The sequence below is a fragment of the Lentilactobacillus kefiri genome, assembly GCF_007989105.1.
In the GTDB taxonomy this organism is placed as follows: domain Bacteria; phylum Bacillota; class Bacilli; order Lactobacillales; family Lactobacillaceae; genus Lentilactobacillus; species Lentilactobacillus kefiri.
On sequence record NZ_BJVK01000044.1, the window covers coordinates 1 to 14580 of the forward strand.

Here is a 14580-nt window from a genome sequence, read left to right on the forward strand (position 1 = left end):
AGCCGCCGACTCACTGGTATCCGCGCTAGCATGGGAATTCATCCCACAGCCCCCGAAAACTACCAATGAAAATAGCAGCGTTAAGCTGTACTTTGCTTTGGTATTCATTTGTTGATTTCCCCCCGCTTGCACACTTATAGTTAATTATAATGTGTATCTTGCTATTTGTAAGCATAATTGATTTACAAAAAATAAGCAAGTTGTGCGCAAACTCTTCATTTTAGTGTAAGCATCATGTAAGGGTTTCGTAACAATATCATGCTAAGGTAATACATAGTGATATTTTGTGAGGAGATAATTGATATGAATAAACGTTTTTACATAGCAACTGCTATTTCTGCAGCGTTGGGGATCGCTGCGTTCATGGCACCAGCTGGTGCTGCGTCAACTGAACCAACGACACCAACCCCGACATCATCGAGTTCGTCGAGCTCATCAAGTTCTGCAAGTTCAACCAGTTCCAAGACAAGCACAAAATCTAAAAAAACTGAAAAAGTCATTCCACCTGCATCTCTGGTTTCTTCTGAAAGTTATGATCAGCCGCTTCCCTATCATATGAAGAGTGGATATGTTTACACCACCTCCGGCTTGAACAAAACTTTGGGATCCGCCAAAGATTTTGCCAAGATCACCTGGTATACTTATAAGAAAGCCGTGATTGACCGGTCGGCCCAGGACAAAGGCAGCTCAGTCTGGTACTATGTTAAGAGTGGTTCCGGCAAGCAAAGCGGCTGGGTATGGCACGGTAATTTACAAGATATTTCGGAAGGAACGTTTAACATCGCAATGAAAAACAGTGACTACTTCAAATCAAAGAAAATAATCACCATGGGCGATTCAATTACCGCCGGATACGATGGCTACGAAACATTGGATTCAGGTTATCCAACCTGGTTGGCCCGTTATCTCGGAACGACTGTTGATAACGCCGCATACAACGGTGCCTTCCTGGCAGATGCCGGGGAAATGTCAACGCCAGGTGATTTGGGAACGACCGTATCCGATACGAACTTCGCCAAATACGACGTTGCAACGATCGCTTATGGAACCAATGATTACGGCCATAGTGATGCCACCATTGACCAAATCAAAAATACGTTGGATTCAAATATCAAAAAGATGAAAGCTGAGAATAAGAACTTGATTATTTACGGCTTCCTGCCAATCACCCGTTATGACAACAACCAAAATTCCGATGATGTTGTTGGCGAAGGCGGCTACACCATGAATGATTTAAGAGCAGCGGAAGCTCAGGTCTATCAAGATAATGACGTGCCGTTCTTAAACTGGAATGATATCGATCCTGACTTGATCACCGATGCCAACCACATTGATCGCTTCAACGATGGTCGATTGCATCCGGCAGCCAAGACTTACCAGTTGATGGCCAGAGATATTGCCAAGTTCATGATTAACAATTTCCCAAAAGATCAGATTAAAAAGTCAACTTCAACAAAGAAGACGACTAAATCAACCAAATCAAAGACCAAAACGACTGCAACGAAGAAGACAACCACTTCTACTAAATCAGCCGGACAGTATTAAAATTAATCAAAAAAATCTGTAGAAACAAAAGTAACTCTTTTGCTTCTACAGATTTTTTTCTATCTAGAGAGAAATACTCTTCTCTGGATTTTAATTAAACGGTCGGGCAATTCCGGCAATATCGGAACGCTGACCATTTCTAATCGGCTGAACCATAATTCTTGGTGGCCAGCTTTCAATCACTCTGTTTTTACCGAGATAAATGGCAACATGCCAAATCACATGCGTCCCTGGTTGATAATAGAATACCAGGTCACCACGTTGACGGTGGGAATATGCCACATGGCGTAATTTCTTGGCAGCCCACAGGTTACGAGAGTTCCACTCGTTACCTGGGTAAGCATGATGAATGGAGCTGGTTGGGAGTGGGTTAATCCCGCCGGCATAAAGTGCCTGCATCACTAATCCGGAACAATCAGTCCCATATTTAGGACTGGATGATGAACCAACCAGATATGGATTGCCCATATAACGATATGCCTGATGAATCATTGCTTCAATATGAGCAGAACGGCCATTCCAAGCATGAGCTTTTAACGGAGCGATGTAAGAATCAATTCCGGTCCAGGCCTTTTTGGAAAAGCCCATCTTCAACCAGGTTTTCTCGTTCACATTACCAGTTACCTTTAAATGATGGCGACGTTGGAAGTTTTTGACTGCATTATAGGTTGCCTGATTATATTTGTCATAACCGGCATAGGTCCCCATTTTGCGCATAATGTACCAGGTCTTGATACCTTCATAGTGGCGCTTAACGGTGTAGCCAACTTTCCCGTATGGTTTAATTTGATGATATTGAACCTGGTAGTACTTTTTTGGATTCTGATAACCTCTTGTCTTTTGGACAAATGCTTTGTTAGCTGTCACATATTTGCCAGTGTTGGTCTTAAGGACTGGCGCCTTGCCATCCTGTTTGACAACCTTGGTAATTTTGGCAAAATGTCCGGCAGACACTTTGGCAGCCTGATGAGTCTTGGCAGCATCCTTATACAGCACAAGGCTGTGCTTAGTCTTGATGATGCCAGGATTGGTTGTATAGTATTGAGCTGCTGCATGGGCGGTTGAACCAACGGTGAATAAAAATAATGCCATTAGCGAGAGTAATCCGGATACGGTAATTCGCTTAAGTGTGTTCATTGATCAGTCTCCTCCATTAATTAATAACTAAGTGCGCGATAGCCATCACGAGAACGGTGATGCTGCATCGTTTTGATCTTCATGCTGGTTTTCTTATCTGTCCAAGGATCGTTGTAGTAAAATCTTGAGCTGGAATATCCCGAGATCGTAATTGCATGGTTTACAAAGCCATCCACGTTGTTGACCCAGACGACCACCGGATGATCATCGGCGATCTTTCTTTTAAGCTGGCTAACAGTTGCGCCAGTCATGTTCTTGGCACTGCCAACATGGCGCTTGACGACTTTCATAAGCCCTTTTGGATAGACATACCATCCAGTTGGACTGTATGGACTGCCGACAAACCCTTTGTTGGGATTGCGGCTGCGGGGAACCTGTTTGGCCAGCTGCATCTTGGTCACTTTGGATCCGGCAAAATTAAGCATCATGGTCGTTGCGACCATTTCACAGCCGGTTGGTAGTTCCGGCCTTTGCGCAATCAAGGGAACGTTCAGCCAATGATAAGACTTATCGGTTCCCTTCAAGGAAACCCAACCCGTAAAATTCCGATATGTAAATTTTGCCCAAGTCGACTTCCCAACATTCTCAGTTTGGGTGATGTGAACTTTACGCTTATTGAACTCATGCGCATAAGCGATCGGCGTTTTTGCCGCATCTGAAGTATTGTAACCACCGGACTTGTAGACTTTGTAGTCATGCCCGGAAGTCGCATGAATATGTGTATAGTAGTTCACGCGTTGAACATTCGACACACTGGCGTACGTCGTGTCTGCCTGGACGTTCAATGAGGCCATAAAAAAGAACCCCATCAAACCCAACAAGCCAAGCAGAGGGCTGAAAGCTTTGTTCTTCATGATTACCTCCCTGGTCATAAGATAAATTTAATTATACTATTCAGGGTGTAAAGTTACTATACAAAAGTAAACGAATTTGAAATTAAATGGCTTGATCATAAATGGACGCAAAAAATCAGCGACCCGAAATTAATCGGATCGCTGATTTATTTTTTATATCTGCCTGGAAGAAATATGCTTGAAGTATCCCTTCCGTCCGGCAGATTATTCGTTACCTGTGTGCAACTACAAATCATATTGACGGAACAAGTGATTCCATAAAGCGGACGGCCAAATCACTTTGGTCGACATTACATATTAAGTTTGTAGAGCTGGAATTGGAACAGAATATGAAACATGGAAATGTTAGCAGAGATTACTTGGCAATGTAATCGGTGTTGGCATTCAAATCAGTATTTGTCTTGTTTGGAGTTGCAGTTGTACTGTAACGATCAAACACGATATTTACAGATGAACCATTAGCCAATGATGTAGCATTTGCACTAGTGGTTGCTGTTGGATTATAAACATAGAAGTAGTATCGGTTGTTTGTATTAGGAACTAATTGACCAAAGAATCCGGTATAACTTGACCATGTCCCACTTCCATCGGGTTTCTCGATATCATTTTTACCCCAAGAACCGTCAATAGTAGTTACACTGCTTGACTTAGTAGGATCGGTAAGTGCCTTTGTAAATTTACCATTAGCACCAAAGAAATCAGAAACAGCAAATGTACCACTTGCAAGACCACCAGCTGGTAATGCATCCTTCTGTGCGGATGCGGTCAATGCAGGATAACCATTATAAAATGCGCTTGATGGAAGAGAAGTATTAACTTGTCCATTTCCATCTAATTGGATTTTAACAGTAGTACCTGCAGTAACTGGTGTAACATCAACAGTCAAAGTTGCACCAAAAGTAGCATTGGTTAATGATGGAGTAACAACTGCATTACTACCGTCTGATGACAAATCACCTTTAGTAGTATTAATCTTATAACCAGTAGGAGCACCGGTAGCAGCAATAAATGTACCAAGGTTTTGTGCTTTGGCATTGACTAATGCGCCAACTGTACCGCCTTGCTTAGTACCAGTAGAAGCTGTGGTCCAAGTATTAGTCTTGTCAAAAGTCTTACCAGTTGTTACATCACGGTAGGCAATCTTAACACTGGTATCAGCGTTAAAGTTTTCTGTTGGTGTTGCTGGAGTAGCTTGCTTCAAGCCACTGTATAAAATCCAGCCATTAGCTTTGCTGTTGGCAGCGTCAGTAGCTTCAATCTTAACCCAAAGGTCACCTTCACGAGTACGGGTTGTTTGATCCGTAACCTTGAATGTAGCATCCTTGTATGGAGTTGAGTCGGTAATGACACGGCCCTTCTTATATTGAGTCCATGCAGGATAAGTGTAAGTTACTTCGGTACCATCATTTGAAGTGCCAGGGTTGGCGATCTTGTAAGTTGCGGCTTTTTGAGTAGCGCTCAAACCATTAGTTTGGCCTTGAGTGTTAATTGAAGCACTTGAATTTACAGAACCGTTAGCGTCTGGGTTAGCTGTTGGATCAGTTGTTGTGTTGTATTGCTCAACACCACCACCAAAGGCACCTGATGACTTACCACCATAAATCCAGCCACGGTAGTTGCCGTCAAATGAGACAACCTTGTAGTAAACTGATCCACGGTTAGTAGTTGCAACACGGTAAGCACGAACGTTGTGTTGTGAGCTCTTTGAGTCTGCAAAACTGCCTAAAACAGCTTTGCTGGCCTTAACTCGGGCACCACGTAATGTGCCGGCTTTGGTATATAAAGCACTCTTACCGGTGAAGTTGACGTTACGAGATGTCGCATCCCCACCAAGTGCTTTGTTAGAAGTTACTTTTGCGTAAGTTTTAGCGCTTGCTTGGGTAGCATTAGCAGTACCGATTGCGGCAACTAGGCCCAAGGCAGCAAAACCGACGAAAAGTGATTTTTTCAAAGTATTTTTCAAATTACGTTCCTCCAATATATAAAAATTATGAAAGGTATAGCGCATTGGATATGAACTCTGATGTGAATCCAAAATTCCCCCCAGCGATTAACCAATCTATATTAGTATAGCATCTTTAACGGTGCGACCCAACACAAAAGGACGGCCCACTTTTATTTGGACCGTCCTTTTTCGGTATTTTACACAGTTAAAAAACTGTAGAGTATCGTGGTGACGTTACATAAACCGTTTGATTCATTTTGCGGCTACAAATCTCATTTTTTCTAAATATTGGAGGTTATTTAGCAGAATTTGAAATCTGTGACGTTACTTTGAAACGTAATCTGTGTTGGCATTCAAATCAGAATTCAATGAAGCCGGTGTGGTGTTGGTTGCGTAACGATCAAATACAATCGTGACAGTTGAGCCGTTCTTCATAGATGATGCGTTGGCAGCCAATGTCTTAGTTGGGTTATATCCATAGAAGTAATGAGCTGGGGCAGACGTGGTTGACTTGCTTGAATCGGTTTGACCGAAGAATCCGGTTAATCCGTTGGCAATCACATCAGTATTAATATATTCATTACCGTTAGCATCCCAGATATCACTATTTCGCTTGATGGTTTGAACACTGTTTGATGAACTGGTACTGTTCAAGGCTTTCGTGAAGCTGCCATCCTTACCAAAGTAAGTTGAAACAGTGAAGGTTCCATCAGTTGAGCCGCCTGCAGGCAATGCTGAACTCTGTGCCGAGGCAGTCAATGCAGGATAACCATACAGGAAGTCGCTTGATGACAAGGTTGAGTTGGCATTTCCAGTGGTTGCACTGGCAACTTCATACTTAACCTTGGTCATTGAAGCAACTGGTGTGACATCAACGGTCAAAGTAGCACCAAACGTTGCGTTGGCAAGAGATGGTGTAACTGTGGCGTTGCTTCCGTCAGTGGCCAAATCTTTGCTGTCAGTCGTGGTGATCTTGTAACCGGATGGTGCGCCCTTACTATAGATATACTTACCAATTGTTTGACCATTGGAGTTGGTGTAGTTAACGGCACTGCCGCCTTCCTTGGTGCTTGACGATGAAGTTGTCCAAGTGTTGGTGGTAGATAAAGTCTTACCGGTTGTCGTATCACGGTAGGCAATCTTCACACTGGTGTCAGAGTCAAAGGTTGAAGTTGGCGTGGTTGACTTTGGAGTGGTCAAGCCGCTGTATTTGATCCAGCCATTTGCTTTACTGTTGGATGAATCAGTTGCTTCAATCTTAACCCACAGGTCGCCTTCACGGGTACGGGTGGTTTCGTCAGTAATCTTAAAGGTTGCATCCTTATATGGAGTTGAGTCGGTAATAACCCGGCCCTTCTTATATTGAGTCCATGCAGGATAACTATAAGTAACTTCAGTGCCATCATTTGAAGTACCTGGGTTGGCAATCTTGTATGTGGCAGCCTTTTGGGCGGTTGTCAAAGCAGATGTTTGACTAGCCTGGGCATAAGTTGTTGAGTATGAAGATGCTGAAGAACTGGTGTCGGTTGAGGCAGTCGGATCGGTTGTGGTGTTATAGGCTTTTACACCACCGGCAAATGACGAAGTTGATTTCCCGCCATAAATCCAGCCGCGGTATGTACCATCAAATGATACAACCTTATAATAAACAGACCCGCGGTTGGTTGTTGCAACCCGGTATGCTCGCCAGTTCTTTTCACTGCTCTTTGATGTCGACAAGTTTGACAAAGTAGCTTTGGTAGCGACCGTCTTGGCACCCTTCAAAGTACCAGCCTTTGTATATAAAGCATTTGTTCCATTGACATTCACATTACGATTGGTGGCATCAGTCGTTAATGCTTTATTCGAAGTCACTTTGGCATATGACTTGGCACTGGCATTTGTTGCACCAGTGGTTCCAGCAATTGCGACAAAACTTAAAGCAGCAATTCCTGTATAAATTGATCTTTTTAGATTTTTATTCATTTTCCATTCCTCCTTACAAAGAATACATATAGTATATACTGTTTGGAGAACAGTGATATTACGGTGTTTAAACAAATTTCTTAAGTTGTTTCACCAATGTTTCATGTATAAAACAATGCGTCAAAAGTGCATAGATATTCTTAAAATTTGTATATTTTAAGGCTGATTTAAGTTTGCCGTTTTTTCAACCAAAAAGGCAGATCGAAATTAATCGACCTGCCTTCTTGGACTCTAAATTTTAAGATGAAATATGCTTGAAGTATTTCATCCACTCGCATAAACCGCTTGATTGAATATGCGACTACAAAATATTAATTATCATATTGGATGGAGCGTTTGAGAATAATAAAGGGCCGGCCAAATTGCTTTGGTCGATCCCCCCTTATTAACTTGTAGAGCTGTACTGTGTTATGAGATTTGAAATAGATGTGTTTGAAAATCGATGGAAAGGTTTAGTAATTACTTAGCGATGTAATCTGTATTAGCATTAGCATCTTTTGTTCCTTCAGCAGGCAATTGAGTACTTGTTACATACTTTTGCAATACGACTTTGATTGTATTGCCCTTTGCTTGGTTAGTGGCGTTGTTACTCAAAGTATCACCAGGATTGTATACATAGAAGTAACGTTGAGTACCATTGTTAAGTGATTGACCAAAGAATCCAATCTTGTCATTACCAGTAGTACTTGTTGTCTTAGAAGCATCAGCTAATGTTCCTGCATCTGCTTTATAACTATTAACAGCTTTGTTGAAGGCTTTTTCGAACGGACCGTTCTCGCCAAACAACTTAGTGGTAGTAAACGAAGTTTCAGTTGACTTGCCGAGAGCAGTTGTTTGAGCATCACTGGTCAATGCGGGATAGTCATAAGCAAAGTCAGATGACTTCAAAGCAGTTAATGTACCGTTCGCTTTGTCTTCTGAGTAGAAGGCTACCTTGAGTGCTGCAGTTGCAGCAGGGGTAACGTCAACGGTGATAGTATCACCAAATTTGGCATTATAATATTCCGGTTCTTTCTTGAGATTGATTGCCCGAATGTATTTTTCAACAAAGGACAGCATCCCCTCTTGAACCATATCATCATAGTAGGTATTGCCTTTTGTGATGTGCAGCTTCTTCAGCACGCCATAGACCACCAATTCATGGTCGCCATCCAATAGAAAGTTAAATGCATCTTGGTACAGTTCAATTTGCTTGTCGTCTCGTGTCATTATGAATCCACCTTGTCTTTATTAGTGATCCATTGGCCAATGTCACAATAAAATAGTATATATAGGAAGAAGTATGGGAACAACGGCAGAGATTTTAGTTAGTTGGTACCTGCAATCATTTGATTTCCGGGAATTTAGTGTGTTCCCCTACTGAAACTTTTCAGAAAAATGCAGGATTTTGCGGAAAGTTTCGTATAATATGGATTCAACGAGGTGATTCGATGAAAATGGCGACAGAAAAAGAAGCCCTGGATCTGCTGGATGCAGTGGGCGTTACATATCGGCGGGTTGACCACCCGGCCATTTGGACGATGGATGATCCAAACGCGCCGAAGGGACTGCCCGAAGTGAAGAATTTGTTGTTGAAGGATAAGAAGAGCGACCAGTATTATTTGTACCTGGTCGACGATCACCGGGTGGATTTCAAATCATTGACCGATCAGTTGGGCTTGGCTCACAGCCGGTTGAAGTTCGCCAGCGAAGAAGAATTGGAATCTCTGCTTGGCGTGGTGTCCGGTATGGTGACGCCCCTAGCATTGATGCATGACACCAATAACCAGGTGAAGGTCCTGCTGAATCAATCACTGCAGAAGATGCCGGAGATTTCAGCCCATCCCAATGTGAATACGGCGACGATATTGATGTCTTATGGGGATTTGGTGAAGGTGCTGGCCAAGATGGGGAAAGTGCCGATTGTGATTAGATAATAAAAGGGTTAGTCAAGGTAACCGAGTGGTTGCTTATTGACTAACCCAATTTTTTGAATGAATTTCACCTTACTTAGCAATATTTGAAATTGTTTTACGTAACTAATTAGTGAGGTGATTGAAATGGATATGGAACAACATGTATTTCGAGACAAAGGATTTTATTTGGAATATAACAACGGCAGAATTTACTTTTGTGATAAAGATAAGGTCGAGATCCGCTGTAACAAGACCCTTCAAGATTACTATGAATTGATTGAATACTATATTTATGTCAGATGTGATGAACTGTATTTTCATTAAAAGCAGGAAAAGATTGAATCAACAATGCCTGCTGTAAAAGTTCCTATTATTGCAAAAAAGGTTTTGGAAGAATAATTTCCAAAACCTTTTTGCTATCTATAATTTGTGCCCCTCTATGCTATTTTTGACTTAATTATTAACTTCAATCCAGATATCATCATTAGATGCCACAACACATAGTTATTGAAGGCATTATACCAATTCGGTATACTAACTTTGAATAGGTTTTAAAGGAGATGATTGCCATGTTGCATCGAGAAAATCAAATTCGCCAATATCATACAAGTTCCGCTGCTGACTTGATTAAAGAAACCATGGAGTTTTATCACATTACTCAAACCGATCTGGCCGAACGTCTTGGTGTTAGTCAAAAGCATATTTCTGAGATTCTCCAGCGTAAACGATTTATTAATGAAGTTTTGGCCTTACGAATTGAAAAAGTTATGGGCATTTCCAGTGAACTGCTGCTTAATTTAGATTCGAACTTTAAACTTCGTCGAGCAAAAGATGAAGAACAAGTCAACGACGACAAACAACATCAATCTGAAAACTTCCTTAAAAGATATGATTGGGTCAATATGGGCTAGATTCTAAGCCAACTTATACAGAAAACAAAAGACCGTTCCCTGTGCTGTCGACAACACGAGAAACGGTCTATTTTGGTTTCAATTTAATATTCACCCGGATATTCGGAATGCAGTCCCGGTACGCCCAACGTGTTTAACATATCCACCTTGAGATAATCGAGAATGTTTTCAGGAATCTGTGGGTCAATCAAAACGGCGGTGTCTCTGGAAGCGACGACACCCTTTACCAGCTTACGGTCGTTGCCATCAACTCGGAAGTGTTCCTCATCGACTGGTTCGTATTTGTAACCGAGACCGCTTTTAATGCCGTTATTCAAGACATCTTCAATTGCGGTGTCTGGATAATCCTGGTGATGCTGAACGATGCCGATGATTTCACCGTGGCCCCAATCAAAGATTGAAAAGTTGCCATCCGGATCACTGATCATTCGGGTTAATGTTGGTACGATGTCGTCTAAGTTCTCACGACTGACTTTTTTGATTTGTTTGTTATTTTCTTCTGTCATATTCTCATCCCGTGTCTATAGATTTTTGCTCTCAAATCAAATGCTACAACAATTTGAATGCGCTATCAACTAAGAGGCTGCTGGTTGTATCAATCGTCTGGAAATAGAAAAAGCCTCGGAATAATTTTCCGAAGCCTTTTTGTGTTAACTGGGAGGCACGTCCCAATCACCTTAATATTAATCGTGCTTAAAACTACCTTGGATAACCAGTTTCTTGTTAGCAGTGATGTAAGTGCCATTGCTTAACTGGTAACGAGTAGTTAAATTATGTTTTGCAAAACTCTTAACAGCAACTCGAGTGCCTTTCTTAAACGTCTTGACACGACCGGTCAAGTTAACGTTTTTATATGCGTGAATGCCCTTCTTGTTAATAACGGTAATCTTGCCGTTATTTGGCATTGTCTTGTAATAAACATTCACTACATATTTAGGGTTAGCAGTAATGTAACCGATCTTGCCGTTTGTCTTTGAGTGGTGATTGACGTCACGAACTTTGTAGCGAAGTGCACCACCATTTGATTTGGCATAGTCTAAGACTACGAACATCGGACGGTTAACCCGTTTTGCTTTTGGATAAGTTGCGATACGTTGGGACTTCTTGAAGTTAGCACTGCGATACATGTAAACCCGTTTAGTGGCATAAACGGCTGAGCCCTTAACAGCAGCGTAATTTGGTAACCCTGTGCCATCTTGATTCTTAGGTGTCGTTGGATTCCAATTTGGATTACTTGGAGTTGGTGTAGGAGTACTTGGAGTTGAAGGGACAGTCGTGTTAGATGACCCGCCACCATTGTTTGGAAGAGTCTTGGCAGGGATGACAATATTAAAGGTATGGGTAACTGAAGGTACGGCCTGATCTTTAACTGTGAAAGTAATGGTTTTCCCAGCTTCTGCTGGATTATCCAATCCAGTAATGTTCCCATTAGCATCGATTTTGACATTACTGTCTCCACCGGTCCATTCTGGATCAATATAACCAGTTTGCGTTAATTTCAACGTTTTAGATCCTGATGGTACGTTAATCGTGCTATTACTTACCGTATTAGCAATTTGGGTTGGCGTTGTTGAACCGTTGAATGCATAGTAATATGCGTAACTAGGTTTGAACTGGCCAGTTCCGGCTTTTTTAAAGAAAAGATACAAAGTGCCAGTCAAGCTTGGCTTAGCCGGTGTCATTTTGACAACCGCAATATTATTATTCTGCATTGTATTAATGCCATCAATGACACCGTAACTATCATTTGGATGCTGATCATCAGCTGCCTCCACTTTTAAATCCGGGTTTGCCACTTTTGAACCGCTCGGAGAATACTCATTAACCTCTATTTTGACTGCGTCTGTAAGATAAGGTGCATACCCCACGATAGATACGTTATTAGGAGAGAGCTGTACTTTTGAGACTTTGACGGTTTGACCAACGGTATTGTTCTCACTATCATTGCTAATGATCGTGTCAGGTACTTCAGTAGGAGTAGTTAAAGAATTTGGTTGATTACTATAGTTTTTGTCTACATATTGTGGAAAGATGTTATCGGCCGGCATCCAATAAAGGTACCACTGACCATCTTTAAAGTTACTGATGTCAAAACTTGTGTCAGCTGCATGCGCAGTAATGGCTGTCGGTATAACATTGGTTGAATTAACAGTACTTGCCCCTAAAATAAAAGTTGCAAGGGCACTTGTGCAGATAAGTGAAAGAACATATTTCTTTTTCATAGATTAAAATTCCCCTCAAAATATAATTTCGAACATAGTAATTATATATCATATTGAGATGCACAGAAATTATGAAGGCTGAATAATCTTCAATATAAAGGCAAGTGAAAATCTGATATTTAGTCGAATTTCAATGCGTCCTTTAATACAGATAAAAACGTGGCTTTATCACACAGTGACAGAATCTGCACGTTTTTCAATTCAAAAAATCCTCAACAATTTGTCGAGGATTTCCTTATTATTTGGCTTAATAATTACCTTGGATAATCATTTTCTTGTTAGCTGAGATATAAGTGCCATTGCTTAACCGGTAACGAGTAGTTAGGTTATGCTTTACCAAACGTTTAACTGTAAGCCGTGTGCCCTTCTTATAGGTCTTAGCATGACCGGTCAAGTTGGCATTTCTATATGCGTGGATGCCTCTCTTGCTGATAACAGTAATCTTACGGTTCTTTGGCATCGTCTGGTAATAGACGTTCATAACAAATTTAGGATTGGCAGTAATGTAGCCGATCTTACCGTCAGTCTTTGAGTTGTGATTGACATCGCGAACTTTGTAGCGAAGTGCACCGCCATTTGATTTGGCATAATCTAAGATTACGAACATCGGACGGTTAACCCGTTTTGCTTTTGGATAAGTTGCGATGCGTTGAGACTTCTTAAAGTTAGCGTTGCGATACATGTAAATCCGCTTAATTGCATGAACTGCAGCACCTTTAACGGTGGCATAGTTTGGTAGGCCTGTACCGTTAGGATTATTTGGTGTTGATGGATTCCATGCATTGTTTCCGGAGTTACCACCGTTGTTATTATTGGAATTGTTATTATTTGAGGAGTTTCCACCATTATTGTTTGGCATTGGGCTCCGTTGGCCAACAGTCACTTTAACAGTCTTGGAATCACCGTTAATATTCTTATAGGTAACATCATAGACCGCACCTGCATTATTAGTATCAATGCTGTTCACAGTATTCCCTTTGGAATCTTTAATGGTAATTGTGACATTACTATCAGATGGAGTGACTGAATTGCCATTGACATCAGTTAATTTTGTCACACCGTTAAACTTCTGTGAGCTCCAATTGCTTCCGTACGCCACACTGAAATCTTTTGCATCGATATAAGATTTCAATGTAGCCGTGGCACTCTTAGTAACACCATCATAGGTATATGTTATCTTGAATTGTCCTGGTTCATTTGTGGGAGTGATAGAATCAACTGTTGCTTTCGTATGATCAGTTTCCTCAATCGGAATTGTATCTTGATTTGCATACATTCCAACATTATCATAGAACATCTTGGTAATTCCATTATACTTGTCTGCACCAATCAAATTGTTATAATCTGTTGAATTAAAATCAGAAACCAAAAGATTCTTATATGGTCTTACATTTAAACTTCTGAACTGATAAGTCCAGTAATAGGTCGGTGCATGAAAAGCAAGACCTTGTGTAACGGCAAATGGAATACTACTTGGATCGCTGTAGTTATAATTGTCACTAGCTAACTTTAATGGGATCGAAATTTCCAGACTACCCTTGTCAGCCAAATCGGTATAATGTCCAAGCCCCTCAGCCTGTAATACTCCGCCTAAAGGCTTGGTAATGTCAAAAGTTGTACTGTAGTCATTAAACGATTCGACGTACATTGTATTAAATGTACCTCCTCCATCGTTTCCAATGACTTTAGTACTCAACTGATTTGCTCGTGAAGTATCAAATGTTAATGAAGTTGAAGTATAAGGATAGGCAGAGGTAAAGTCATGCGTAAAATATAGTGGTGTATATAAGAATGATTCTACCGGCTGAACTGTTCCCGTATTATTAGTTACCCTAAAATGAATCACCAGGTCATGATATTTATCAATGCTAAGGGAATGGGCATAGTACGGCTGTGCAACAGTCGGCTTTCCTTCAAAAAGTGGCGTATCACTTCCGTTAGCAGTGTACCAAATATCAGTATCTAGTCCGGCCATCTCCCCAACAACATTCGCTGAAGCTTTATTCGGCAAGGCAAATGACATAAACGCTCCAAAAACAGCAATAAAAATAGTAAAAAGTAAAGTTTGTTTGATTACTTCCCAAAACTTTACATGAATTTTAGTAT

At 41.1% G+C, this 14580-nt stretch carries 12 protein-coding genes; 4 read left to right on the forward strand and 8 right to left on the reverse strand.

Going from position 1 to position 14580, the window contains the following annotated elements; genetic code table 11:
• Positions 1-303: 303 nt before the first annotated feature.
• A complete protein-coding gene (locus tag LKE01_RS10455; protein ID WP_056981961.1) occupies positions 304-1545 on the forward strand; it encodes an SGNH/GDSL hydrolase family protein in 1242 nt (413 codons plus the stop codon).
• A 90-nt stretch (positions 1546-1635) separates the two neighbouring features.
• Here the strand turns inward: LKE01_RS10455 and LKE01_RS10460 are convergent, their stop codons facing one another.
• The 5 genes from LKE01_RS10460 to LKE01_RS12240 all read right to left on the reverse strand — a co-directional run bounded on the left by LKE01_RS10460 (position 1636) and on the right by LKE01_RS12240 (position 8655).
• Positions 1636-2637 (reverse strand): DUF5776 domain-containing protein, encoded by a 1002-nt coding sequence (locus LKE01_RS10460; RefSeq protein WP_225364704.1) that lies wholly within the window; start codon positions 2635-2637, stop codon positions 1636-1638.
• Positions 2638-2702: 65 nt separating this feature from the next.
• Positions 2703-3536, reverse strand: coding sequence for a C39 family peptidase (locus tag LKE01_RS10465; RefSeq protein ID WP_056981957.1), 834 nt, complete (start codon positions 3534-3536; stop codon positions 2703-2705).
• A 355-nt stretch (positions 3537-3891) separates the two neighbouring features.
• Positions 3892-5499 carry a hypothetical protein gene (locus tag LKE01_RS10470; RefSeq protein ID WP_056981955.1) on the reverse strand — a complete coding sequence of 536 codons (1608 nt, stop codon included), beginning with the start codon at positions 5497-5499 and terminating at the stop codon, positions 3892-3894.
• Positions 5500-5805: 306 nt separating this feature from the next.
• Positions 5806-7446: a hypothetical protein gene (locus LKE01_RS10475; protein ID WP_056981953.1), complete on the reverse strand. Its 1641-nt coding sequence runs from the start codon at positions 7444-7446 to the stop codon at positions 5806-5808.
• Positions 7447-7905: 459 nt separating this feature from the next.
• Positions 7906-8655 carry a hypothetical protein gene (locus LKE01_RS12240; RefSeq protein ID WP_225364703.1) on the reverse strand — a complete coding sequence of 250 codons (750 nt, stop codon included), beginning with the start codon at positions 8653-8655 and terminating at the stop codon, positions 7906-7908.
• A 221-nt stretch (positions 8656-8876) separates the two neighbouring features.
• Between LKE01_RS12240 and LKE01_RS10485 the strand changes: the two genes are divergently transcribed.
• From LKE01_RS10485 to LKE01_RS10495, 3 genes are all read left to right on the forward strand, one after another.
• Positions 8877-9362, forward strand: a complete 486-nt coding sequence (locus LKE01_RS10485) for a YbaK/EbsC family protein (RefSeq protein ID WP_056981950.1) — start codon at positions 8877-8879, stop codon at positions 9360-9362.
• Positions 9363-9485: 123 nt separating this feature from the next.
• On the forward strand, positions 9486-9665 hold the full coding sequence (locus LKE01_RS10490; protein WP_056981948.1) for a hypothetical protein: 180 nt from the start codon (positions 9486-9488) through the stop codon (positions 9663-9665).
• Positions 9666-9910: 245 nt separating this feature from the next.
• Positions 9911-10252: a HigA family addiction module antitoxin gene (locus tag LKE01_RS10495; protein ID WP_054769740.1), complete on the forward strand. Its 342-nt coding sequence runs from the start codon at positions 9911-9913 to the stop codon at positions 10250-10252.
• An 83-nt stretch (positions 10253-10335) separates the two neighbouring features.
• Here the strand turns inward: LKE01_RS10495 and LKE01_RS10500 are convergent, their stop codons facing one another.
• From LKE01_RS10500 to LKE01_RS12115, 3 genes are all read right to left on the reverse strand, one after another.
• The gene (locus tag LKE01_RS10500) at positions 10336-10758 is read right to left on the reverse strand and encodes a hypothetical protein (RefSeq protein WP_054769741.1); all 423 of its coding nucleotides are present in this window, start codon (positions 10756-10758) and stop codon (positions 10336-10338) included.
• A gap of 177 nt (positions 10759-10935) precedes the next feature.
• A complete protein-coding gene (locus tag LKE01_RS10505; RefSeq protein ID WP_082619732.1) occupies positions 10936-12474 on the reverse strand; it encodes a DUF5776 domain-containing protein in 1539 nt (512 codons plus the stop codon).
• A gap of 247 nt (positions 12475-12721) precedes the next feature.
• Positions 12722-14580 (reverse strand): DUF5776 domain-containing protein (locus LKE01_RS12115; RefSeq protein ID WP_371861723.1); only part of this gene is annotated, 1859 nt, incomplete at its 5' end.

Excerpts from the sequence above, each read along its gene's own strand:
- LKE01_RS10455 (WP_056981961.1), top strand. The coding sequence starts at position 304 with ATGAATAAACGTTTTTACATAGCAACTGCTATTTCTGCAGCGTTGGGG.
- LKE01_RS10505 (WP_082619732.1), bottom strand. The coding sequence starts at position 12,474 with ATGAAAAAGAAATATGTTCTTTCACTTATCTGCACAAGTGCCCTTGCA.
- LKE01_RS10465 (WP_056981957.1), bottom strand. The coding sequence starts at position 3,536 with ATGAAGAACAAAGCTTTCAGCCCTCTGCTTGGCTTGTTGGGTTTGATG.
- LKE01_RS10475 (WP_056981953.1), bottom strand. The coding sequence starts at position 7,446 with ATGAATAAAAATCTAAAAAGATCAATTTATACAGGAATTGCTGCTTTA.
- LKE01_RS10490 (WP_056981948.1), top strand. The coding sequence starts at position 9,486 with ATGGATATGGAACAACATGTATTTCGAGACAAAGGATTTTATTTGGAA.
- LKE01_RS10500 (WP_054769741.1), bottom strand. The coding sequence starts at position 10,758 with ATGACAGAAGAAAATAACAAACAAATCAAAAAAGTCAGTCGTGAGAAC.
- LKE01_RS10460 (WP_225364704.1), bottom strand. The coding sequence starts at position 2,637 with ATGGCATTATTTTTATTCACCGTTGGTTCAACCGCCCATGCAGCAGCT.
- LKE01_RS12240 (WP_225364703.1), bottom strand. The coding sequence starts at position 8,655 with ATGACACGAGACGACAAGCAAATTGAACTGTACCAAGATGCATTTAAC.
- LKE01_RS10485 (WP_056981950.1), top strand. The coding sequence starts at position 8,877 with ATGAAAATGGCGACAGAAAAAGAAGCCCTGGATCTGCTGGATGCAGTG.
- LKE01_RS10495 (WP_054769740.1), top strand. The coding sequence starts at position 9,911 with ATGTTGCATCGAGAAAATCAAATTCGCCAATATCATACAAGTTCCGCT.